Annotated in this window: 17 protein-coding genes; 13 read left to right on the top strand and 4 right to left on the bottom strand. The window is 53.2% G+C overall.

Annotated elements, in window-relative coordinates:
• Positions 1-6 precede the first annotated feature (6 nt).
• On the bottom strand, positions 7-819 hold the full coding sequence (locus J3P34_RS10485; protein ID WP_210463149.1) for a metallophosphoesterase family protein: 813 nt from the start codon (positions 817-819) through the stop codon (positions 7-9).
• A 251-nt stretch (positions 820-1,070) separates the two neighbouring features.
• On the opposite strand from J3P34_RS10485, the gene J3P34_RS10480 reads away from it, so the two are divergent.
• Complete coding sequence (locus tag J3P34_RS10480) at positions 1,071-1,484, top strand: hypothetical protein (RefSeq protein WP_210488431.1); 414 nt, start codon at positions 1,071-1,073, stop codon at positions 1,482-1,484.
• Positions 1,485-1,558: 74 nt separating this feature from the next.
• Positions 1,559-4,435 carry a FlgD immunoglobulin-like domain containing protein gene (locus J3P34_RS10475; protein ID WP_210488429.1) on the top strand — a complete coding sequence of 959 codons (2,877 nt, stop codon included), beginning with the start codon at positions 1,559-1,561 and terminating at the stop codon, positions 4,433-4,435.
• Positions 4,436-4,598: 163 nt separating this feature from the next.
• Here the strand turns inward: J3P34_RS10475 and hemB are convergent, their stop codons facing one another.
• Positions 4,599-5,579, bottom strand: coding sequence for a porphobilinogen synthase (gene hemB, locus J3P34_RS10470; protein WP_210488427.1), 981 nt, complete (start codon positions 5,577-5,579; stop codon positions 4,599-4,601).
• Positions 5,580-5,856: 277 nt separating this feature from the next.
• Complete coding sequence (rocD, locus tag J3P34_RS10465; protein WP_210488425.1) at positions 5,857-7,098, bottom strand: ornithine--oxo-acid transaminase; 1,242 nt, start codon at positions 7,096-7,098, stop codon at positions 5,857-5,859.
• A 335-nt stretch (positions 7,099-7,433) separates the two neighbouring features.
• On the opposite strand from rocD, the gene J3P34_RS10460 reads away from it, so the two are divergent.
• From J3P34_RS10460 to J3P34_RS10420, 9 genes are all read left to right on the top strand, one after another.
• The gene (locus J3P34_RS10460) at positions 7,434-7,631 is read left to right on the top strand and encodes a C1orf53 family protein (protein WP_210488422.1); all 198 of its coding nucleotides are present in this window, start codon (positions 7,434-7,436) and stop codon (positions 7,629-7,631) included.
• A gap of 110 nt (positions 7,632-7,741) precedes the next feature.
• Complete coding sequence (gene rpmB, locus J3P34_RS10455; protein WP_149089630.1) at positions 7,742-7,981, top strand: 50S ribosomal protein L28; 240 nt, start codon at positions 7,742-7,744, stop codon at positions 7,979-7,981.
• 45 nt (positions 7,982-8,026) lie between these two features.
• Positions 8,027-9,610, top strand: coding sequence for an aminopeptidase P N-terminal domain-containing protein (locus tag J3P34_RS10450; RefSeq protein ID WP_345890348.1), 1,584 nt, complete (start codon positions 8,027-8,029; stop codon positions 9,608-9,610).
• 230 nt (positions 9,611-9,840) lie between these two features.
• Positions 9,841-10,029, top strand: coding sequence for a 50S ribosomal protein L33 (rpmG, locus tag J3P34_RS10445; protein WP_062543030.1), 189 nt, complete (start codon positions 9,841-9,843; stop codon positions 10,027-10,029).
• Positions 10,030-10,031: 2 nt separating this feature from the next.
• Positions 10,032-10,184, top strand: coding sequence for a DUF4295 domain-containing protein (locus J3P34_RS10440; RefSeq protein ID WP_210463155.1), 153 nt, complete (start codon positions 10,032-10,034; stop codon positions 10,182-10,184).
• Positions 10,185-10,292: 108 nt separating this feature from the next.
• The gene (gene ftsY / locus J3P34_RS10435) at positions 10,293-11,252 is read left to right on the top strand and encodes a signal recognition particle-docking protein FtsY (RefSeq protein WP_210463156.1); all 960 of its coding nucleotides are present in this window, start codon (positions 10,293-10,295) and stop codon (positions 11,250-11,252) included.
• A gap of 353 nt (positions 11,253-11,605) precedes the next feature.
• A complete protein-coding gene (gene rimO, locus J3P34_RS10430) occupies positions 11,606-12,973 on the top strand; it encodes a 30S ribosomal protein S12 methylthiotransferase RimO (protein WP_210488418.1) in 1,368 nt (455 codons plus the stop codon).
• Positions 12,974-13,476: 503 nt separating this feature from the next.
• Positions 13,477-15,033 carry a bacillithiol biosynthesis cysteine-adding enzyme BshC gene (bshC, locus tag J3P34_RS10425; protein ID WP_210488416.1) on the top strand — a complete coding sequence of 519 codons (1,557 nt, stop codon included), beginning with the start codon at positions 13,477-13,479 and terminating at the stop codon, positions 15,031-15,033.
• Positions 15,034-15,035: 2 nt separating this feature from the next.
• Entirely contained in the window at positions 15,036-15,626 is a 591-nt protein-coding gene (locus J3P34_RS10420) for a 5-formyltetrahydrofolate cyclo-ligase (RefSeq protein WP_210488414.1), read from the top strand.
• A 16-nt stretch (positions 15,627-15,642) separates the two neighbouring features.
• Here the strand turns inward: J3P34_RS10420 and J3P34_RS10415 are convergent, their stop codons facing one another.
• Positions 15,643-17,205, bottom strand: a complete 1,563-nt coding sequence (locus tag J3P34_RS10415; RefSeq protein WP_210488412.1) for a PQQ-dependent sugar dehydrogenase — start codon at positions 17,203-17,205, stop codon at positions 15,643-15,645.
• A gap of 201 nt (positions 17,206-17,406) precedes the next feature.
• Here J3P34_RS10415 and J3P34_RS10410 point away from each other — a divergent pair, with 201 nt between their 5' ends.
• The gene (locus tag J3P34_RS10410) at positions 17,407-18,006 is read left to right on the top strand and encodes a hypothetical protein (RefSeq protein ID WP_210488409.1); all 600 of its coding nucleotides are present in this window, start codon (positions 17,407-17,409) and stop codon (positions 18,004-18,006) included.
• A 371-nt stretch (positions 18,007-18,377) separates the two neighbouring features.
• A complete protein-coding gene (locus J3P34_RS10405) occupies positions 18,378-21,599 on the top strand; it encodes a SusC/RagA family TonB-linked outer membrane protein (RefSeq protein ID WP_210488407.1) in 3,222 nt (1,073 codons plus the stop codon).
• The last annotated feature ends 9 nt before the right edge of the window (positions 21,600-21,608 follow it).

Below are 21,608 nucleotides of genomic sequence, written 5' to 3'. Positions count from 1 at the left end.
ACAGAATCAGAAATCAATTTTTTCGTAGGTTGCCTGGTTTCCAATCACTGTCACCATCACATAGCTCCGCTTTAAAGACGCGGCGGTAGTCACGTAGGGAATACCGTCCTGGTACAGCTCAGACGCGCGGTAATTGTGTGTGTGGCCGTGCAAAGAAAGGCGCACGTTGTATTTGCGCATGAGGTTCACATAAGTCTGTTCCTGGGCCGGGTTGGCTTCGCTGTTGTCAGGGATGATGTGCGAGATCACGAATTTGTTCACAATGGTCTGGGGAGTCTGCAGTTCCCGTTCCAGCCAGTTCACGTCGGGCACGCTCGCGTCAAACTCCAGGAAGTTGGTGTTGAGCAGAATGAATTTATTAGGCCCGAAGGTGAAGGAGTGGTTCAGGGGGCCATACATTTCCTTGTAAAGCTTGTCGCCATCGCCCAGGCAGTCATGGTTCCCGATCACGGTAACGTACGGCATCTTCAGTTTGGCCAGCACGCGGTGCATGCGCTCGTACTCATCGGTGAAGGCGTAGTTGGTCAAGTCACCGGCATGGATCACAAAGGCAATGTCGCGGGAGTTCATGTCTTTCACCATGTCCTCGGTCTCGGCAAAGTAGCCCTGGGTGTCACCGGTCAACGCAAAGCGCAGCGGGGTCTCTGGGTTGTACTGGCTTTCCAGGGCTTTGATGCGGGCTACGTTCTGGGCGGTAAGGTTTTTGAACTCAAGGTTACCTGCGTACGGGTGGTACTCAAACATATCGCAGGCCGATAGAAGGAAGAGAAAAGCCAGTGCCAGCCACTTGCAGGGCGGCGGCAGGAAGTATGTTTTCATGGATTTGACGCTATAGAATAGATAGAACGGTATTTTTCTCCTATACCCATTACTGGGGGCAAGGTTGCTGCTTTTGCGGCTTATACGTAAATAAGCGCCCTCGGAGGTTCTGTCTTTAGATATTTATAGTAAGATGTTTAAAACCTGATCTTTGTAATTATATTTGTTTTATGCGTAGAACCTGTTCCGGAATGAGAATCCTGCTTCTTTTGCCAACTTTATTCCTGTTGGTGGGTTTTGCATGTAAAAGATTGCCAGAGACAGAACAAGACGCCCAGACAGAGATGCCCAGGTCACCGTCCAAGCTTAGTTCCATCACAGAAAAGCCCCCGGTTTCTGACCAGAAGCCTGTGGCGCCTGGGCGTGCCCGCGCGGTGCTGGAGGTGGTGAGAATCTTGCCTGAGGTGGAGCCCGCCGGCAACGGACCCTGCAGCCAGGCGCCCTGCAAGGCTGAGGTGCGCATTATGCAAGTGCTGGGCTACGGATCTGGCTTCAACAAATCACTCGGACAGGGACAGCAGATGCTGGCTTACTTCCCCATGACGGTGCAGCCCGGCAAAGGCAGACCGGGTGTAACCGCCGGAAAGAAAATCAAAGCCGAACTGAAAAACTCTCTTAACGAGAAAGCCCCTTTGGTGATCCATTCCTATGCCTTGTCAGAATGAGTTTTTTATAGCCGCTTTTTCGCCTAAGTATCATAAATCCACAGTACTTCAGACCACAACCACATAAATTTTTCATGGAACGTTTATCCCCGCAGCGTCAATTCTGGATGTCAGGCGCTTTGCTTCTTTTCTTTGGGGCATTACTTTACCTTGCTGCTTCCCCAGCCTTTATGGGTGGTCGGGAAATGCATTTCTCGGCCCAGGGCCTGAAAGAGGCTGGACGGGTGGCACGTGCAGAGCGCCTGCATAAGAAAGGCGCCATCGGCAGCGAAGAAGACCCAGATGCCCGGCAGGCGTATGAGGTGTCAAGGTTAAGGGATCCGGCTACCGGCAAAATCCCCGAAGGCATCAGGGAACTGGAGCTGGCTTATTCCAACAGAATCCTCACGGCAGAGCAGGTTCTGTTCCAGGCGAATCCTTATGCCCGCATGGCCACTTTCACCTGGGACAGACGCGGTCCTTACAACATTGGCGGCCGTACCCGCGCCTTGGCTATTGATGTGGCCAACGAGAACAACATCTTGGCGGGTGGCGTGTCTGGCGGCATGTGGCGCAGCAGCAACGGTGGTAATTCCTGGGTAAAGGTCACCAACCCCAACATGCTGCACAGTGTTACCACCATTTCGCAGGACAAAAGAGCCGGCAAGCGCAATGTCTGGTATTACGGTACGGGTGAGTTGATTGGTAACTCCGCCAACGCGCCCGGCGCCTCCTACTACGGAAACGGGATCTTCAAATCCATTGACAATGGCGTGACCTGGAACCCGCTGCCCAGCACCCAAACCGATGATTACACCTCTTTTACCAGCGTTTTCCAGTATAATTACCGCGTAGCCACCAATCCGGCCAACGCCACCCAGGACGAGGTATTTGCGGCCACGGCGGGCTCTATTCGGCGCTCGGTCAACGGCGGAACCACCTGGGACTACGTTCTGGGTTTTGGGGCCGATACTGAGGATTTTAACACCAGCCCTTTCTTCACCGACATCGCGATTGGGAATAACGGCGCCATGTACGCAGCCTTGAGCCAGTATGCCAACGGCGGTCGCACCTCTACCAAGAAAGGCATTTACCGCTCCACCAACGGCACCACCTGGACCGACATCACCCCCGCTGAATTCCCGGATACCTATGAGCGCATTGTGATGGACATTTCGCAGTCTAACGAGAACATCGTCTACTTCTTTGTTTATACCACGGAGAACGCCGGCAGCGAAGCCAACCTTTGGAAATACCAATATGGGTCTGGAAACGGCAGTGGTGCAGGCGGCACCTGGACCGACCTAAGCGCAAACCTTCCAATGCTGGGCGGCAAGTCCGGGGACCTGGACCTGCAGGGCGGCTACAACATGGTGGTAAGATCCAAACCCACCGATCCTAACCTGGTGGTGTTGGGTGGTACCAACCTTTACCGCTCTACCAGTGGCTTTACCAACACTACCGCCACTACTAAGATTGGAGGTTACATTGCCTCAAATGCCACCTATGAGCAATACCCCAACCATCACCCAGACCAGCACGAGGTAGTCTTCTACAAGGGCAGCCCTAATACTATGATCTCTGCGCATGACGGCGGGCTTTCCAGAACGAACAATGTGCTGGCGGGCTCGGTGGCGTGGGAGTCTCTGAACCGGGGCTACCAGACCACGCAGTTCTACACCGTGGCCTTTGACCTGAACACCACCGATGATTTTGTGGTGGGCGGTATGCAAGACAACGGCTGCTGGGCTGTGGACAACATAGAAGAGCAGACCAACTGGGTAGAACAACTGGGCGGAGACGGGGCCTTTACGGCGGTCACTACGCATTCTATCTTGGTGTCTTCCCAGAACGGCACGGTGTACCGCTTTGCTTTCAATAACAACGGAGACTATACCGGCTACGCACGCATTGACCCGCCTAAAGCCGGCGGTTACCTGTTTGTGAACCCGTACACCATTGACCCTAACAATGAGTACCACATGTTCCTGCCGGCCGGAGACACCCTGTGGCGGAACAAGAATATCTCGCAGATTCCGGCCAACAGCACCGGAAACCAGTCTAACCTGGGCTGGGAAGTGGTAACCAAGCTGACTTCTTCTGAGGAGATTTCTGCGGTATCGGTGAGTAAGTCGCCGGCCAACGTGGTGTACTTCGGGACCCGGTCCGGGAAACTCTACAAGTTCAATGATGCATCTGCTACTTCCCCTACCCGTACCACCGTTACCGGAACCAGCTTCCCATCGGGGGCTAACATAGGCTGTATTGCCATTGACCCGCGTGACGCGAACAAAGCCATTGTGGTGTTCACGAACTATAAAGTGGAAAGCCTTTTCTATACCACCAACGGCGGAACTTCCTGGACGGCCATCTCGGGGAACCTGGAAGAGAACGGAGATGAGGAAGGAAATGGTCCGTCAACCAGATGGCTCACCATCCTGCCTAACCCCGATGGCACCACCAAATACCTGGTGGGTACCAGTACAGGTTTGTATTCCACAGCTACCCTCAGCGGCAGAAACACCAATTGGATAAGGGAGGGTGCCAGCTCAATTGGCCAGGTGCCGGTAGACATGGTGCTCAGCCGTACCACCGATGACCTGGTGCTGGTAGGTACCCACGGAAACGGGGTGTACAGCCGCCGCTACTCAGGCCCGCTTGCCTCCCCGGAAGAAATAGCCAATGCCGCGCAGTTCGGGCTGAAGCAGAACTACCCTAACCCTTTCCGCTCAGGATCGGCGACTACCATTCCTTTCTCTCTGGAGAAAGCAGCCAACGTGAAGCTGACGGTATATGACCTGAGCGGCAGAACGGTGGCCACCCTGGTGAACGGCAGAAAGCAGGCCGGAACGCACCAGGTTAACTGGGACGGCAGGGCAGGCGGCGGCGGAATTGTTGCCTCGGGCAATTATCTATACCAGCTTACCATTGATGGCAAGCAGTACACCAAACGCCTGACCTTCCTCCGGTAAGATACCCGCCGCCTTAAAACAGAAGAAGCTGCCCGAGAGTACTCCGGCAGCTTCTTCTGTTTTAAGGGTAATTTTTAACCAAGGATTACAAAATAGAAAGGGAGCCTTGAGAGGCTCCCTTTCTATTTTAAGGCTGTTTCTGGTAAAACAGGGCATAAATGAATTAGCGCTTCACGTACTGGGCAAACTCCTTAGCGAAGTAAGTGAGGATGATGTCTGCGCCAGCGCGTTTCATGCTCAAAAGGGTTTCCAGCATGATTTTCTCTCCGTCCAGCCAGCCGTTCTGGGCCGCGGCTTTCACCATGGCGTACTCGCCGCTCACGTTATAGGCGGCAATAGGCAGGTTAGAGTTATCTCGGAGCGATTTGATTACGTCCAGGTAGGAGAGGGCGGGCTTCACCATGAGGTAATCGGCACCTTCCAGGGTGTCCAGTTCGGCTTCAATGAGGGCCTCGCGGCTGTTGGCGGGGTTCATCTGGTAGGTTTTCTTGTCGCCATGCTTAGGGGCAGACTCCAGGGCATCGCGGAACGGGCCGTAGAAACCACTGGCATATTTGGCGGTGTAGCTCATGATAGACACGTTATAGAAGGCGTGCTTGTCCAGGAGCTGGCGGATGTGCGCCACGCGGCCGTCCATCATGTCTGACGGAGCCACAATATCGGCGCCGGCCTGGGCCTGCGCCAAAGCCATCTGGCCTAGAACTTCCAGAGAGGCATCGTTGATGATCTCGCCGTTGTCCACAATGCCGTCGTGGCCGTCGGTGCTGTAGGGGTCCATGGCCACATCGGTCGTTAACACAATGCCGGGGAACTGGCGCTTCAGCTCAGAGATGGTCTTCAGGAAAAGACCCTCAGGGTTCTTGCTCTCCTGCGCAAAGCGGTCTTTCTTGTCCTCGGAGATGTTGGGGAACGGCGCGAAGGCTTTGAGGCCCAGTTCCACACACTGGCCTACCTCGTCTACCAGGCGGTCCAGGCTGAAGCGGGAGATGCCGGGCATGGACGGAATGGCCTGTTGCACATTCTGGCCTTCGGTGACAAATATGGGGAAAATAAGATCGTGTAAAGTGAGGTGATTTTCCTGTACCAGATTACGGATGACATCTGATTTACGGTTCCGGCGGGGCCGGCGGGTTAAATGGTTCATAGCAGCGGTTAGGGTTAAGCAAGCGGGTTCTTGTCCTGAACGGGCCTGCTGCTGATACAACAAAAGCGTCCGGCGAAAAGTGTAGACAGGACCAAAATTTTCTGCCCACCTTCTCCGGCGCGGCGCAAAGGTACGGCGCATGATTGTCAGATGCTATGTTTTCCACAACCTTGCAATTGACTCATGTTTAAGGGTTACTTTCCTGAAAACAGACCAAAAGCAAAAGGCTGCCCAAACGCGAAGTTCAGGCAGCCTTTCTGAATGGGGTTAAGTCCGATTAAAACTCGGCCAGCGTTTTCTCGATGATGTCGCAGCAGGCGTTCAATTGCTCCTCGGTGATCACCAAAGGTGGCGCGAAGCGGATGATGTCGCCGTGGGTAGGTTTGGCCAGGAGGCCGTTCTCCATCAGCTTCACGCAGACATCCCAGGCGGTGCGGCCATCTGGAGTAGGCTGGATGATGACGGCGTTGAGCAGTCCGCGGCCACGCACCAGGCTTACCAACTCTGGGTGGCGGGCTTTAAGTTCGTTCATCCGAGCGCGGAAGATCTCGCCCAGGCGCATGGCGTTCTGGGTCAGGTTCTCGTCCTGGATCACGTCCAGGGCGGCTACGGCTACGGCGCAAGCCAGCGGGTTACCTCCGAAGGTAGAGCCGTGCTCGCCGGGTAGAATGCAGAGCATGATGCGGTCATCGGCGAGCGCCGCTGAAACCGGCAATACTCCACCGGAGAGGGCTTTGCCCAGGATCAGGATATCGGCTTTCACGCCTTCATAGTCAGAAGCCAGCAGCTTGCCGGTGCGGCCAATGCCCGTCTGGATTTCGTCTATGATCAGGAGCACGTTGTATTTCTCGCATAGGGCTTTGGCGCCTTTCAGGTATCCGTCTGAAGGCACCACTACGCCGGCCTCGCCCTGGATGGGTTCAATCATGAAGGCGCAGATGTGGGCGTCGGCCTGCAGGGCCTGCTCCAGCGCTTCCAGGTTATCATAAGGCAGCACTTTGTAGCCGGGCATGTACGGCCCGAAGCCCACGGTGCTGCTGGGATCGGTGGAGAAGGAGATGATACCGGTGGTGCGTCCGTGGAAGTTGTGTTCTACTACCAGGATCTCGGCCTCATGCGGCGGAATGCCTTTCTCTTTGTAGCCCCACTTGCGGGCCAGTTTCAGGGCAGTTTCTACGGCCTCGGCGCCGGAGTTCATGAGCAGGGCTTTGTCATACCCGAACAACTCTGCCAGGTATTTCTCAGTGGGGCCCAGTTTGTCATTGTAAAAGGCGCGCGAAGTAAGCGTGAGTTGCTGGGCCTGCTCGGTAAGGGCGCCAATGATACGCGGGTGGCAGTGGCCCTGGTTCACGGCGCTGTACGCCGAGAGAAAGTCATAGTACCGTTTGCCTTCCACATCCCAGAGATATACCCCCTCACCGCGGCTGAGGACCACCGGCAGCGGATGATAATTATGGGCCCCGTATTTGTCTTCTAAGGCGATGGCCTCTTGGCTGGAGGTAATGGTGGAAGTATTCATGTGGTAGAAAGTTTAGGTGAAAGAATTAGGCGGTGCGGTTACTTGCTTGTATAAATACGCAGGAACCGCTTTCAGAGATAAATGTACTGAAAACTGTTGAATGCGGAAGAAACCTGTCGCTTCAGGCCCGCAGAAGTCAATTTGACTTGCATTTAGCAGCTGTTTTCCCTAAAACTGGCCTGAAATAAAAAAGGCCGTTGGTTGATGAATTGCCTGCCTGAACTTCTCCGGCCGGCGCCTTTCTAGTTTCTAGTCCCTTTTCTCAGAATCGGCCTGTAAACGGAAATGAGCTGGTTTGGCTTTCATCCTTGAAAAGGGGCTTGTATCTTTGTGGCATGAAGCCCAAACCGCCGCCGCTGGAGCCCGGCGATTTTTATTTCAACGAGCAGGGGCTCATGGTTTTTACCCAGCAGTACCACCTCCGGCGCGGTTACTGCTGCCAGAGCGGCTGCAAACATTGCCCTTACGGATTCACCAAAAAGGGGAATTCTGCCCCGGCAGATGGAAGCAAAAATGGCGCTGAGGCGGGTTAAAACACTTTTGAAGAACACATTAAAGAAAAAAGTTGTGCGCAAGGGTTGACATTGCATAACTTTTTGCGGATATTTGCATCCCTTTTGTAATAAACGATACTAACGATACAATGGCACGAGTTTGTGATTTAACCGGTAAAAGAGTGCAGGTGGGTAACCGCGTTTCGCACGCTAACAATAAAACAAAACGCAAGTTTTACCCGAACTTGCAGAAGAAGCGCTTCTACATCCCTGAAGAGGATGCATGGGTAACCTTGAAAGTTTCTACCTCTGCGCTGCGCACTATCTCTAAAAACGGTATCTCTGCCGTTTTGAAGAAAGCCAAAGAAGACGGTTACATCGTTTACTAAGCTTCTGCCATGAAGGCTCTGCGACACCTTTGTTTTACATTGCTTGTGTCGCTGCCGATAGGGGTGACCGCGCAATCAACCGGCCCGGACAAACCTGCGGATTTCCTGGATAAAGAATTTCACCGGCAACGGAGAGAGGCCCTGCGGCAAAAGCTGCCGGCCCACTCCGTTGCCGTTTTGTTTTCCAACCCTTTGCGGAATCGGGCCAACGATGTGGACTTCAATTTCCACCAGGACCCCGATTTCTATTACCTCACCGGCTACCGTGAGCCCAACTCTGTGCTGCTGCTCTTCTCTGACCAGCACATGGTCAACGGCGTAGCCACCCAGGAGGTACTCTTCGCGCAGCCCCGCAACCCGCAGCGCGAGTCCTGGACCGGCAAGCGCTTGGGCGAGGAAGGCGTGAAGCAGTATTTAGGCCTAACGCACGCGCTGCCCGCCACCGCCTTCGCCAACTTCAAGCTGGACACCGCCGCCTTTGACCAGATTCTGTTCCTGAACCTACCCACGGACCTCAGAAACGACCTTGGCGACAAAGCCGATTTGTATGATCTGGTAGCGCAGTTCCGCCAGAAGATCGGCCTTCGGCCCGACCAAGATTTCGCCCATCAGGAACTCTACCAAATCATCAGGCAATATGATGCGCAGTCTGGCGATAAGGTGAAGCAGGAGGTGCAGCGGCAGATGGGCGCCAACTCGAACCTAAGTAACAACGCGTTCCTGAAAAATTACCTCGCGGCCAAAGACGCACCGGCCCGGGCTGCCCTGGTCGCTAACATGCCCAAAGAAAAATTTGATTTATCAGCGATGGAGACTGCCTTAGCGGAGATGCGGGAAACCAAATCGCCTGAGGAGATGAGGTTGCTCCGCAAGGCGGTGGCCATGTCAGCGATTGGGCAGTTGGAGGTGATGAAGGCCATGCAGCCCAATATGTCTGAGGCCGAGGTGCAGGGTATGCATGAGTTCGTCTACAAGAAATACGGCGCTGAGTACGAGGGGTATCCGTCTATAGTGGGCGCGGGCAGCAACGGCTGCATTCTGCACTACATCGAGAACGAGAAGCCCAAACTGGGCAACGAACTGGTCTTGATGGACCTGGGTGCCGAGTACCACGGCTACACCGCCGATGTGACCCGCACCATCCCGGCCAACGGCAAATTCACCTCAGAGCAGAAACAGATCTATGAGCTGGTGTATGCCGCCCAGGAGGCCGGGTTCAAGGAGTGCAAAGTGGGCAATATGTTCAGTGCTCCTAACGTGGCCGCGCAGGCGGTACTGGCCGAAGGTCTGATCAAACTGGGCATCATCAAGAAAGCCGAGGAAGCCCGCCGCTACACCATGCACGGCGTGTCGCATTACCTGGGCCTGGATGTGCATGACCGCGGTACCTACGGACCGTTCAAGCCCAACACCGTGATCACCGTGGAGCCTGGTATCTACATCCCGGAGGGAAGTCCCTGCGATAAGAAGTGGTGGGGAATCGGTGTCCGGATTGAGGATGATGTGCTCATCACGGAGAATGGCTGGGAGAACCTGTCGGTGGCGGCGCCCCGCACGGTGAAAGACATTGAGGCCACCATGGCCAAGCCCAGCCCCCTGGATAACTTCAAGCTGCCCGAGTTAAAGTAAGGGCACCGCCCACTGGTGGCAAGTGTCAAACGGAGAAGGGGTTTAGGGGGCATTTTGCAGAAAACAGGCCCAAAAGGAACTAAAGCGCGTCACCTGAACTTAGCAGAGTGAAAAAGAACAGGCTTTGGGGCGCAAACTGCGTGATACCCAAAGTAAAAAAGTAGAAAAGCATTTGTAAATACAGGACTGGCCTCGTATATTTGCAGTCCTAAATAAAAATCAACTTCGCGATGGCAAAGAAAGCTAAAGGCAATAGAGTTCAGGTGATTTTGGAGTGCACTGAGCAGAAAAACTCCGGCGTACCTGGCATGTCTCGGTATATCACTACCAAAAACAGAAAGAACACTCCTGAGCGTTTGGAGATGAAGAAGTTCAATCCGTTCATGAAGAAAGTTACCGTACATAAAGAAATTAAATAACCATGGCTAAGAAAGTAGTTGCAACCCTGAAAACTTCTACCGGTAAAGACTGGGCGAAGGTGATCAAAGCCGTTAAGTCTCCTAAGACTGGTGCTTATACCTTCAGAGAAGAAATGGTGCCTGTAGATCAAGTACAGGACGCCCTGAAAAAATAATTGCCGATATCGCATTGATGATATACCTGTAAAAGTCCCTCCATACCAGGGACTTTTTTGGTATATTCTAATTTCTAATTTTTACCTCCAATAGTTCCCTAGACCGCTATGGCACTTTTCGGTTTCTTCAGCAAAGACAAAAAAGAATCTCTGGACAAAGGTCTGGAGAAAACCAAAACCAGTTTCTTTGACCAGCTCAGCAAAGCCGTAGTAGGCAAGTCTAAGGTGGATGAAGAAGTATTGGATGAGCTGGAGACCGTGCTGGTACATGCTGATGTAGGGATTGGAACCACCGTCAAGATCATTGACCGTATTGAGAAACGCGTAGCGCGGGACAAATACGTGGGCACCTCAGACCTGGACCGCATCCTGCGCGAAGAGATTGCGGACCTCATGGAAGAGAACAAAGGAGGCGTAGCCGCCGACTTCACCCTTCCAGACACTGGTGGAAACCCGTACGTGATTATGGTGGTGGGCGTGAATGGTGTGGGCAAGACCACTACCATAGGTAAGCTAGCCTCCCAGTTCCACAAAGCCGGTAAGAAAGTAGTGCTGGGCGCTGGTGATACCTTTCGTGCCGCTGCTGTTGACCAACTCAAGATCTGGGGCGACCGCGTAGGCATTCCTGTGATTGACCACGGCATGAACACCGACCCGGCCTCTGTGGCGTATGACGCCGTGAAGAAAGGTGTGGAGATGAACGCCGATGTGGTGATCATTGACACCGCTGGCCGTCTGCACACCAAAGTGGGTCTGATGAACGAGTTGTCCAAGATCAAGCGCGTGATGCAGAAAGTGATTGAGGATGCACCACAGGAAGTATTGCTGGTATTGGACGGTAGCACCGGCCAGAACGCCGTCATCCAGGCCCGCGAGTTCACCAAAGCCACCGAAGTAACTGCTCTGGCCGTGACCAAACTGGACGGAACAGCCAAAGGCGGCGTCATCATCGGCATCTCAGACGAGTTCAAAATTCCGGTGAAATACATCGGGGTAGGCGAGCGTGTGGAAGACTTGCAGGTGTTTGACAAGCGTGAGTTCGTAGATTCGTTGTTCTCCAAGAAATAGTAAATCTGTTTTGGGCTTGTTGTGCGAAAAGCAGGCCCAGAATGGATAAATCTTTACTGCTTTTAAATTCTTCCTGCTTCAAGTTTTCAACTTGGAGCAACCATTGACGCAAGTTTTCAACTTGCCAGACATAGAAGCAGAAAAGTCAGGAATACCTACCTTGAGGCTGCCGCCTCATTGGAGTTTGAACTTCAGATCAAGATAGGTTCAAGTTTTCAACTTGAACCAGATAATATAACAGGTATTGGGATTAGGCTATTTAGAGGCTGATTTCAATAAAATAGGCGCAAAGTAAACCAAATGACCCGTTTTGGTTGTTGCATCCCATAACAAAGATTCCCTAAGACAGGCACGTGAAAGTAAGATCGCTTAAACAAGACAAATACAACGTTATCACGCTGGGTTGCTCCAAGAACCTGGTAGACTCTGAAGTGCTCATGGGGCAGTTGCGCGCCAATGACCGCGAGGTGGTGCACGACTCAGAGAAAGATGACGCCAACATCATTATCGTGAATACCTGCGGCTTCATTGACAATGCCAAGCAGGAATCCATAGACACCATTCTGCGCTACGCCGATGCCAAAGAAGCAGGCGCCATTGATAAACTCTACGTGACCGGTTGCCTTTCGCAGCGCTACAAAGATTCCCTGGAGGCCGAGATTCCGCAGGTAGACGCCTACTTCGGGACGCTGGAGTTGCCGCAGTTGCTGAAAACCCTTGAGGCCGACTACAAGCACGAACTCATTGGCGAGCGTCTGCTTACCACGCCTAAGCACTACGCGTACTTCAAGATCGCCGAGGGCTGTAATCGTCCCTGCTCGTTCTGCGCCATCCCTTTGATGCGCGGCAAGCACGTAGATCGTCCTATTGACAGCCTGGTGAAAGAAGCCACCCGCCTGGCCAACATGGGCACCAAAGAATTGATCCTCATTGCCCAAGATTTGACTTACTACGGTTTGCAGCACTACGGCGAGCGCAAGCTGGCCGAGCTGTTACAGCGTCTCTCAGACGTGAACGGCATTGAGTGGATTAGAATGCAGTACGCCTACCCAAGCCAGTTCCCAATGGATGCCTTGGACGTGATGGTAGAGCGCGAGAATATCTGCAAGTACCTGGACATGCCGTTGCAGCACATCTCAGACAACATGCTCAAGACCATGCGCCGCGGTATCTCCAAGCGCCGCACCCTGGAGTTGGTAGACACCATTCGCCAGCGCGTACCGGACATCGCCCTACGCACTACACTCATCGCCGGTCACCCCGGTGAGACGCAGCAGGACTTCGAGGAAATGTACCGTTGGGTAGAGGAAACCCGTTTCGACCGTCTGGGCATCTTCACCTACAGCCATGAAGAGAATACGCACTCACATACCCTAGAGGACAACGTACCCGATGAGGTGAAACAAGAGCGCGCCGATGCCATCATGGAACTGCAGCAAGGCATCTCCATGGAGTTGAACGAGGAGAAAGTAGGCAACACCTACAAAGTGCTCTTCGACCGCAAAGAAAGCGGCTACTTCGTGGGCCGTACCCAGTATGATTCTCCGGAGGTTGATAATGAAGTGTTGGTACCCGCAGACAGCACCTACGTGCGCCTGGGAGACTTCGCCCAAGTTAAAATCACCGATTCTTCGGATTTCGACCTGTACGGCGAAGTGGTGGGGAACAATTACGCCCCGGCAGAGAAAGAAGCCTCCGCGCATTTACCGTCTGTTTCTTAAGAAATACCTCTAAAAGGAGGCAGCAGACCTCACAGGTTTTCAAAACCTGTGAGGTCTTTTTGTATTATAGGGCATTGAGCCACTGTGGCCTTTTTGTCTTAGTCTGGAGCGAGTTGCCATACTCGTAAAGCCTATTGTTGTGCATAGAGTTAGCGGCAGCGCTCTACGCACAAACCGGACAGCCAATCTCCTGATTGGCGAAAGGAGAGGCTCCTGGCACAGACGCTCGCAGGACCTCCGGACGCTGCGAGGTCTTTTGAGCAAACGAAATAGCGTTGGCAGACAAAAACTCCCCTCCTAATTTAGGAGGGGTGCCCGAAGGGCGGGGTGGTGAAGTTGTTTTCATCCTCATTTACAGAAATGGGCCCTAAAACGTAACTGAACCACGCAGTTTCCTGCACGACACCATCCACCACTGGCTTAGAAACGTACTACGGGTATTATTCTGAAAATAGATTTTACCTTTGCACGGCGTGCGCGCTTAACGCCGGCATGCCCTTACTATGAAAGTTTCCTGTATTGACTATAGCGCCACCGGTGCCTTTTCCTCGCTTGTGCTGGACTATCTGCGGAAGGATGCCAAACTCCGGCCGTTTTACGCCCATTTTCCTGAAATCAGCTCGTTTCCGGCCCTCATTCAGGAGCGGAATTTCCCGGTAGAACGGCGGCAGGTGTTGGTGGAGGAACTGAATAGGCAATACCAGGGCTTGGAAATGACGGAGGCGGTGCAGGCCAATATTTCGGCGCTCGCCGATGCCCGGACTTTTACCATCACCACGGGGCACCAATTGAACCTGTTCACCGGGCCGCTGTACTTCATCTACAAGATTGTAACGGCCATCAACACGGCCCGCGAGCTGCAGAAAGCCTACCCAGACTATAAGTTTGTGCCGGTGTACTGGATGGCCACAGAGGACCACGACTTTGCCGAGGTGAACCACTTCACGCTTTTTGGGAAGCAGTATGCCTGGGAGAGTGATGCCAAAGGAGCCGTGGGACGTTTCTCCACCGATGGTCTGAATGAGCTGCTGGACGAGATGCCGGAGAGCTATCCGTTGTTTGAGCAGGCCTACACCGGCAGCGCTACCCTGGCCGAGGCCATGCGCCAGATCGTGAACGGTTTGTTTGGGGAGTACGGTGTGGTGTGCGTAGACGGAGATAGCCGCACTCTGAAGCAGGCGTTCAGCCCTGTCGCGCAGCGCGAACTCACCGAGCAGGTAGGATATAAAGCCGTCACCAAAACCAATGCGGCCCTGGAGCAGCACTACAAACCGCAGGTGATGGTGCGCGAGATCAACCTATTTTACCTGGACCAGAACCTGCGTGAGCGCATTGTGCAGGAAGATGGCCTCTACAAAGTCCTGAACACCGACCTGGCTTTCACCCGCGAGCAGATTCTGGCCTTAACCCAGGAGCAGCCCGAAAAATTCAGCCCTAACGTAGTGCTGCGGCCCCTGTACCAGGAACTGGTGCTTCCCAACCTGGCGTACATTGGGGGTGGGGCCGAGGTGGCATACTGGTTCCAGTTGAAAGGCACGTTTGAAGCCTATGGCGTGCCTTATCCGGCGGTGATGCTGCGCAACTCTGCCATGTATATCACCAAGCCCAATGCTCAGCGCATGGAGAAACTAGGTTTCACCGTGGCGGAGATGTTCCGGGAGTTGCCCGAGCTGAAGAAACGCCTGGCCGAGCTGCTGAACCAGGAAGAGGTAAGTCTGCAACAACAGCGCGATGCCGTGGAAGAGGCCTTCAGGCAGATAGAGGAGCTAGCCCAATCCATTGATCCTACTTTGGTGAAAGCCGTGGGTGCCGAAACTCAGAAAGCGCTGAACAGCTTCCAGATGCTGGAGAAAAAGCTGAACAAAGCCGTGGAAAACAAAAATGACACGGCCTATAACCAATTGGCCAACCTCAAGGAGAAGCTTTTCCCTACGGGTGTGCTACAGGAGCGCGTAGACAACCTGCTCACCTACCAGACCAACAACCCCAACTTCATCCAGGAACTGGTGGCCGCCTTTAAGCCGTTTTCCTACTGTTTTACCGTACTTCAGGAAGAATAGCCATGGCCCTGAAAGCTGATCTTAGAAAGGAGTATTCCCAGCGGCGCATGCAGTTCACGGCCGAAGAAGTAGAAGTCTGCAGCGCACGCATCGCGGAGCGTTTCCTGGCCGAGTTCGCGCCCAAGCCGGGGCAGACGGTTCATACTTTCCTGCCCATCAGGCATCAGCAGGAAATCAATACCTGGCCCATTGTGCAGCAGCTGTGGCAACACAATGTACAGGTGGCAGTGCCCGTGGCCAACCCGAAGGACTTTTCCATGGCCCACTTCCTCATCACCCCCGATACCCAACTACAGGAAAGCAAGTGGGGCATTCCGGAGCCGGTAAACGCCCTGCCCATCCCAGAGTCTGAGATTGACATCGTGTTGGTTCCTTTGCTGGCGTTTGACCTTCAAGGCCACCGCGTGGGCTACGGCAAAGGTTACTATGACCGTTTTCTGGCCCTTTTGCCACAAATGAGCCAAAAACTGGGCCTCTCCCTGGAGTCTCCCGTGGAGATCATTGATGATGTAAGTGCCACGGACCTTACCCTGGATGCCGTCATCACCCCCGGGCAGGTGTGGACCTTCAAGTCGTCAGACTCTCAGGACTAATAATCCTCCTACTACCTTACTCTTTTTGTACCACTACTTTCCTGGAGACCTGGAAAGCAGGCGTTACTACCTGCAATAGATACATGCCCGCGGCCAGGTGATGGGTGGCTACCCTGATTTTGGTGCTTCCGCTGCCAAGGTTCTGCGTCGTTTCCCAGAGTTTATCGCCCTGCAGGTTCACTAGGGTAACGGTTGCCCTCATGGACGCTGGTACCTCAATGGTAAGCAGCGTGCTTTTCTGCGCCGGCATAGGTGCCACGCTTACCTGATGGCCCGCCGGCAGGTTGTCTCCTGCGCCCAGCGGATCATGGTATGTCATCTTGAAGATGGTGCCGCTTTGGTCATCAGAGACCAGCAGGTTGCCTTGTAAGTCAATGGCTACATCCACGGGTCGGGCCCAAGCGCTGGTGGAGTCTTCGTTCAGGATGTGGTCTATAAGGGAAACCTGCAGGCCGGGTTTCTGGGTGGCTGCGTCCCAAGGGAAGTAGATCACTTTGTAGCCGGTTTTCTTCGTGCGGTTCCAGGAGCCGTGCAGGGCAATGATGGCGCCGTTGTTGTACGGGGCAGCCAATCCGGTTCCCTGAGTGAAGATGAAACCCAGCGGGGCGGAGTGGGCGGCTATCCCTTTGGAGATCCGGTCCATGTTGTCGCAGTTGACGGTGCTGTTTTTGTTCAGCTCATAATCCGGAGCGAAGGGCATGTTGTCCGGGCCTTCCGCAAAGGTGGGGTTACAGAAAGGCCAGCCGTAGTTTCCGCCGTCACGCACTTTGGTGAATTCCTCCGGCGGGTTGTTGTCTACGTAGCTGGGGATGATCTTGCCATAGTTGCCGGTGGCATCATTGAAGGGGTAACGGATCTGGTCGCGGTTGTTCACGGTCACCCAGAGTTCATCAGTGCCCGGGATAAAAGCCAGCCCCTCAGCGTTGCGGAGGCCCTGGGCGAAAAGCCGTCGGTTTTTCCCTTGGGCATCATACACGTAAATGGCTCCCCTGATGGGATCACTCTGGGTATCTGAAAGGCAGGCGTTGCAGGTAGAGGCAATAGACACGTACAGGTTGTGGTTCCGGTCCAGGGCGATGTTCTTCAGTTCGTGGCCGTAGTTGCCGTTCAGCTCAGGAAGGCTCGCATCCGGCAGGTTGTCTACAATGACCTCGCGGTTACGCCCCGTTAAATCCCCGTTTTGGTAAGTATAGCGGCTTACCTTGTTCTTCTCCGATACATACAGATAGATGGTACCGTTGATCTCGTGGAAAACCAAGTCATGGGGTCGGGCGAGCCCGCTCACGAAGTCAGTTACCTGCGGATCGCCGGTGGCATTGGGCCGCACCAGCTTCACCCGACCTTGTCCCGGTACCGATACCAGCAGATCACCGTTGGGCGCAATGGCCATGAACCGGGCGCCGGAGATGCGGGTGTAGACGGCCAGAGAGAAGTTCCTGGGCAAGGAAACAAAGCGGTCTGTGTTGAAAGGCGAGCTGCGCATGCCCTGGGGCACCGTTACTTTTACCCGTTCTGTGGCACCGGGCGGATTGGTCTGGGCCCAGCCGCAAGTAGCCCATAGCAAGAGTAGCGATAGCATGTAGCAGTTTCTCATAACTTCCTCTTTTACTGATGTCTTATATAACGATCAACCGCAAAAAACAGCGAATGAAAATTTGGAAATACTAAGACAAAGCAAATCACGGAGCTAGATTGTATTAGTGTTTTTCTATATATATTCGTGTTTATGCAACGAAACCGATGATAGGTGAATCTTACCTGTGCGCCTGCTGCAAATCCAATGAAAAAGTCATTCTACTCCCTTGTTCTCCTTTTATTGCTCCTGCCTAGCCTCAGCCAAGGTCAGCGCCTCTCTGTGGCAACAGATTCCGCCCGGTCTATCGCTTCTGCTGACTCAGTCTCTGGGGAGACCACTACCATCCTGCGCCTCTCAAGGCCAAGTGAGTCCTTGATGGCTTACGGCGCTGAAAAAGGCACTTTTACTCCGTCTTTTGATCAGAGAATCTCTTTCAGGCAAGAGGTGAAAGAAAAGAAGGAAAGTAAAGTGGTTATGTTCCTGGTAGGCGAGGCCGTGGTAGGTTTGGTGAGTTCCATCGGGTTTGCCAAAAACGGGGCCTATTGGTCGGCGGCAGGCTTGCACGTGATGTCACTGGCTGCCTTCAACGGGGGAAAAGCCCCGGAAAATGACGAAACGGGCTGGGCTACCTTCGGGATGATGAATGCCTTGGCAGCGCACCATTACTTTGTGAAACCCACCTCAGGTGCACCTGTTTTCTGGCGCAATTTCATAGGTGTCAATGCAGTGCTGCTCACTTCCCACGTGATGGACAAAGTTATCAGCAGAAAAAAGGCCAAAGCCCCTACGAACTTCCAGGACTGAGTTCCTTAGACCTATATTATTGAAAGTGTAGAGAACCTTTCCTGACTCTTAAGAAAAGGAAAAATCAGCCTGCCTTTTAAGCCCGATTTCTGAAAATCAGACTTAAAAGGCAGGCTGATTTTTTGCGGCATATTCATCTGGTTAAGGTTTGTGGAAATCATCCGCAGCATCATGATTTTAATTTTTTTATAAAAAGAGGAGATTGTTTCCTTGGTTTATTATAAAAGCCTCAGTGCCTTTTAAAAAAGTATAGATTTTTTGGTCATACTTTAGGAGATATTTGATTTTATATATATTATCCGTTCGTATTTCCGGAGGCACCAACAAACCTTTCATAAACCTTATTCTCACCTACTAAACCAAACTAAAGCATGAAGAAAACACTACTTCTTTTACTGGCGCTACTCTCCTCGCTGGGCATGGTCTATGCGCAGCAGCGGGAAATAAGCGGCAAAGTAACCGCCTCAGACGACGGCAGCGGCTTGCCCGGCGTCAGTGTGGTGGTCAAAGGCACCACCAACGGCACCTCCACCGATGCCAATGGGGATTTCAAAATCAGGGTAGCGGATGACAACGCCGTACTGGTGCTCAGTTACCTGGGCTACCTGACCCGCGAGATACCCGTAGCGGGCCAATCCTCATTCAATATTTCCCTGTCTCCTGATGCCAAGGCCTTGGATGAAGTGGTGGTAACCGCTTTAGGCATCCAGCGCAGTGAGCGCTCCTTAGGTTATTCTACCCAAGAAGTGAAAGGAGAAAACCTGACCTATACCAAAGAGCAGAACGTACTGGGTGCCTTGGCCGGGAAAGTGGCCGGGGTGCAGGTAGTGGGCTCCTCCGGATCAAGCATGGGCGGTACCCAGAAAATCAAGATCAGAGGTGTGAACTCTATCCAAGGCACCGGCGAGCCGCTGATTGTGGTGGACGGAACGCCAATCTCCAACGCCAACTTTGCCGGAAGTGACCGGGCAGACTACGGTAACCTTGGTCAGGATATCAACCCGGAGGATATTGAGTCTATCAACGTATTGAAAGGTCCGCCGGCTTCGGCGCTGTACGGCATCAGAGGACAATACGGCGTGTTGATGATCACCACCAAGAAAGGCAAGAAAGGAGCTAAAAAGGTATCGGTGCAGTTGAATTCTGCTTTTTCGGTGGAGAAGGCCGGTAATTTCTTGCCACTGCAGAATGTGTACGGCGGCGGATCCAGCCAAACCTGGAGAACCCTGCCCAACGGTGACAAATACGTGGACATGAGCATTGACGAAAGCTGGGGACCAAAGATGGATGGCACCTTGGTGCGCCAGGTGTTCAGTTTTTACCCGCAGGACCCAGAGTACAGACAGTTGACTCCGTTTGTGGCTCACCCTAATAACATTGAGGATTTCTATGAAACTGGGTCCAACCTGAACAACGGCGTGAGTGTTTCCGGCGGAAACGAGAACACCACCTTCCGGTTAAGCTTCAACGATACCAGAATTGAGGGCGTGGAGCCAAATACCTGGCTTAAGAGAAACAACCTGGGTTTAAGTGCTGCTTTGGACTTAACCAAAAAACTGACGCTCTCCACCAACATCAACTACGCCACCAACAGCGCCCAGCGTCCTTCACAGGGGTCTGAGTGGGGAGCCCGGTACATGGTGCAGTGGTTCCAGCGGAACATTGACATGGAGCGTATGAAAAACTACCGCTACCCGGATGGCTCTATCCTGCAGTGGAACCTGAGTCGGCCTAGCACCACCACCGGCGAGATCACCAACCTGCGGGGCCTGTATTGGGACAACCCGTATTTTGACGCGTATGAGAACACCAGTAATGACAGCAGAGATCGGTTCTTTGGAGACGTAGGTTTATCCTGGCAGGTATTGCCTTCCCTGAAACTGAGCGGTTTTGTGCGGTCAGATATGTTCACCCAGAACATCGAATCCCGCGTGGCTTTCGGGGGAAGAAGAATTCCGGGGTACTCTGTGGGCAAGTACCAGAACCGCGAGAACAACTATGAGTTTCTGGCCCAGTATACCAAAGAGTGGGGTGATTTCTCACTGAACGCGAACGTGGGTACCAACATCTTCGACCGGAAGTATACCTACGTGTCACAAGCTACCGTGGGGGGACTCTCCAGCCCGAACTACTACAACATCGCGGCTTCCATTGACCGACCGGCTGTTTCATCCTACCTTTTGGAAAAACAGATCAGAAGCGGATTCGGGATGCTTTCTTTAGGCTATAAGGACACCTACTTCCTGGATGCCTCTATCAGGAACGATAACTCCTCGGCTCTGCCAGAAAATAACAACTCGTACTGGTACCCATCAGTTTCCGGCTCCATGGTGTTCAGTGAGCTGATCGGCTGGAACCCGCTTTCTTTTGGTAAGGTGCGGTTGAGCTATGCTCAGGCCGGTGCTGACTTGGATGTGTACAGAACTTCATACAACTACGGGGTAGGTGGCATCTACGCTGCTCCCAATGCTACTACCAATACCTTGTTTATTCCGGACAACCTGAATAATCCAGCCATCAAGCCTTCTTTCGCGCATTCCTATGAAGCAGGTTTGGACCTCAAGTTCCTGCAAGGCAGAGTAGGCATGGCGTTCACGTATTATGTGCAGCGGAACAAAAACCAGATCCTGAACCTGGATGTGTCTGGCACCAGCGGGTATGGTTCTACCGTGATCAACGCCGGTTTAATTGAAAACAACGGGATTGAGCTTTCCTTGATGGCCACCCCTGTCCAGTCTGATAGATTCACCTGGGATGCTACCTTCAACCTGAACCGCAACCGGAGCATGGTGAAAGAGTTATACCCTGGCACCAATGTCTATACCTATGACAACACCACCTACTCTGGCGTTACCTCTTACCTGAACTCGTACGTGGGTAAGCCTTTCGGTAGCTTGATTGGAAAAGCGTATCAGCGGGATGAGGCCACCGGTAAAATCTTGCTTGATAAGGACAACCGGCCCTTGTTTACCGAGAGCAACCATGACTTTGGAAGCGTGCTGCCAGATCTAACGGGCGGTTTCCAAAACTCCTTTAAAATCTGGAAAGTGGAGTTAGGCGCCATGATTGACTACCAGATTGGCGGACAGTTCTTCAGCCGCTCCAGAATGCTGGCCGTGAAAACCGGAATGGCCCCGGAAACCGCTGCCCTCAACGAGAACGGCAAAAACGTACGTGATGCCGTGTCTGAAGGCGGAGGGGTGAAAGTAAACGGCATCTATGGCCCGGGCGTGAAGATCAACAACGTTGACGTAAGCGGTCAGGAGTTCAACGGCTTCGTAGACGCCCGCGCCTACTACAGAACCACCTTGGGTACCCACGTGTACGAAGAATGGATTTACGATGCCTCTTACGTGAAACTGAGAGAACTGCGCCTGGGCTATACTTTTGAGAAAGCCATGCTCAGCAAATTGCCTTTTGAAAGAGTGGGCATCGCTTTCATCTCCCGTAACGTGGCGCAGTTGTGGCAGAAAGCCCCGAAAGGCTTAGACCCGTCAGAACTCTCTACCGGTGGCCAATCAATCAGCTGGTATGAGTCTGGTCAGTCTAACACGGTGCGTTCCTACGGGGTTAATCTCAACATCACCTTTTAAGAAGAAACA

Source organism: Rufibacter aurantiacus, assembly GCF_017916345.1.
Taxonomy (GTDB): Bacteria; Bacteroidota; Bacteroidia; order Cytophagales; family Hymenobacteraceae; genus Nibribacter; species Nibribacter roseolus.
Note: the sequence above shows the minus strand (reverse complement) of the source record. Positions and strands in the feature narration are given on the sequence as shown.

Excerpts from the sequence above, each read along its gene's own strand:
- J3P34_RS10485 (WP_210463149.1), bottom strand. The coding sequence starts at position 819 with ATGAAAACATACTTCCTGCCGCCGCCCTGCAAGTGGCTGGCACTGGCT.
- J3P34_RS10475 (WP_210488429.1), top strand. The coding sequence starts at position 1,559 with ATGGAACGTTTATCCCCGCAGCGTCAATTCTGGATGTCAGGCGCTTTG.
- hemB (WP_210488427.1), bottom strand. The coding sequence starts at position 5,579 with ATGAACCATTTAACCCGCCGGCCCCGCCGGAACCGTAAATCAGATGTC.
- rocD (WP_210488425.1), bottom strand. The coding sequence starts at position 7,098 with ATGAATACTTCCACCATTACCTCCAGCCAAGAGGCCATCGCCTTAGAA.
- J3P34_RS10460 (WP_210488422.1), top strand. The coding sequence starts at position 7,434 with ATGAAGCCCAAACCGCCGCCGCTGGAGCCCGGCGATTTTTATTTCAAC.
- rpmB (WP_149089630.1), top strand. The coding sequence starts at position 7,742 with ATGGCACGAGTTTGTGATTTAACCGGTAAAAGAGTGCAGGTGGGTAAC.
- rpmG (WP_062543030.1), top strand. The coding sequence starts at position 9,841 with ATGGCAAAGAAAGCTAAAGGCAATAGAGTTCAGGTGATTTTGGAGTGC.
- J3P34_RS10440 (WP_210463155.1), top strand. The coding sequence starts at position 10,032 with ATGGCTAAGAAAGTAGTTGCAACCCTGAAAACTTCTACCGGTAAAGAC.
- ftsY (WP_210463156.1), top strand. The coding sequence starts at position 10,293 with ATGGCACTTTTCGGTTTCTTCAGCAAAGACAAAAAAGAATCTCTGGAC.
- bshC (WP_210488416.1), top strand. The coding sequence starts at position 13,477 with ATGAAAGTTTCCTGTATTGACTATAGCGCCACCGGTGCCTTTTCCTCG.
- J3P34_RS10420 (WP_210488414.1), top strand. The coding sequence starts at position 15,036 with ATGGCCCTGAAAGCTGATCTTAGAAAGGAGTATTCCCAGCGGCGCATG.
- J3P34_RS10415 (WP_210488412.1), bottom strand. The coding sequence starts at position 17,205 with ATGCTATCGCTACTCTTGCTATGGGCTACTTGCGGCTGGGCCCAGACC.
- J3P34_RS10410 (WP_210488409.1), top strand. The coding sequence starts at position 17,407 with ATGAAAAAGTCATTCTACTCCCTTGTTCTCCTTTTATTGCTCCTGCCT.
- J3P34_RS10405 (WP_210488407.1), top strand. The coding sequence starts at position 18,378 with ATGAAGAAAACACTACTTCTTTTACTGGCGCTACTCTCCTCGCTGGGC.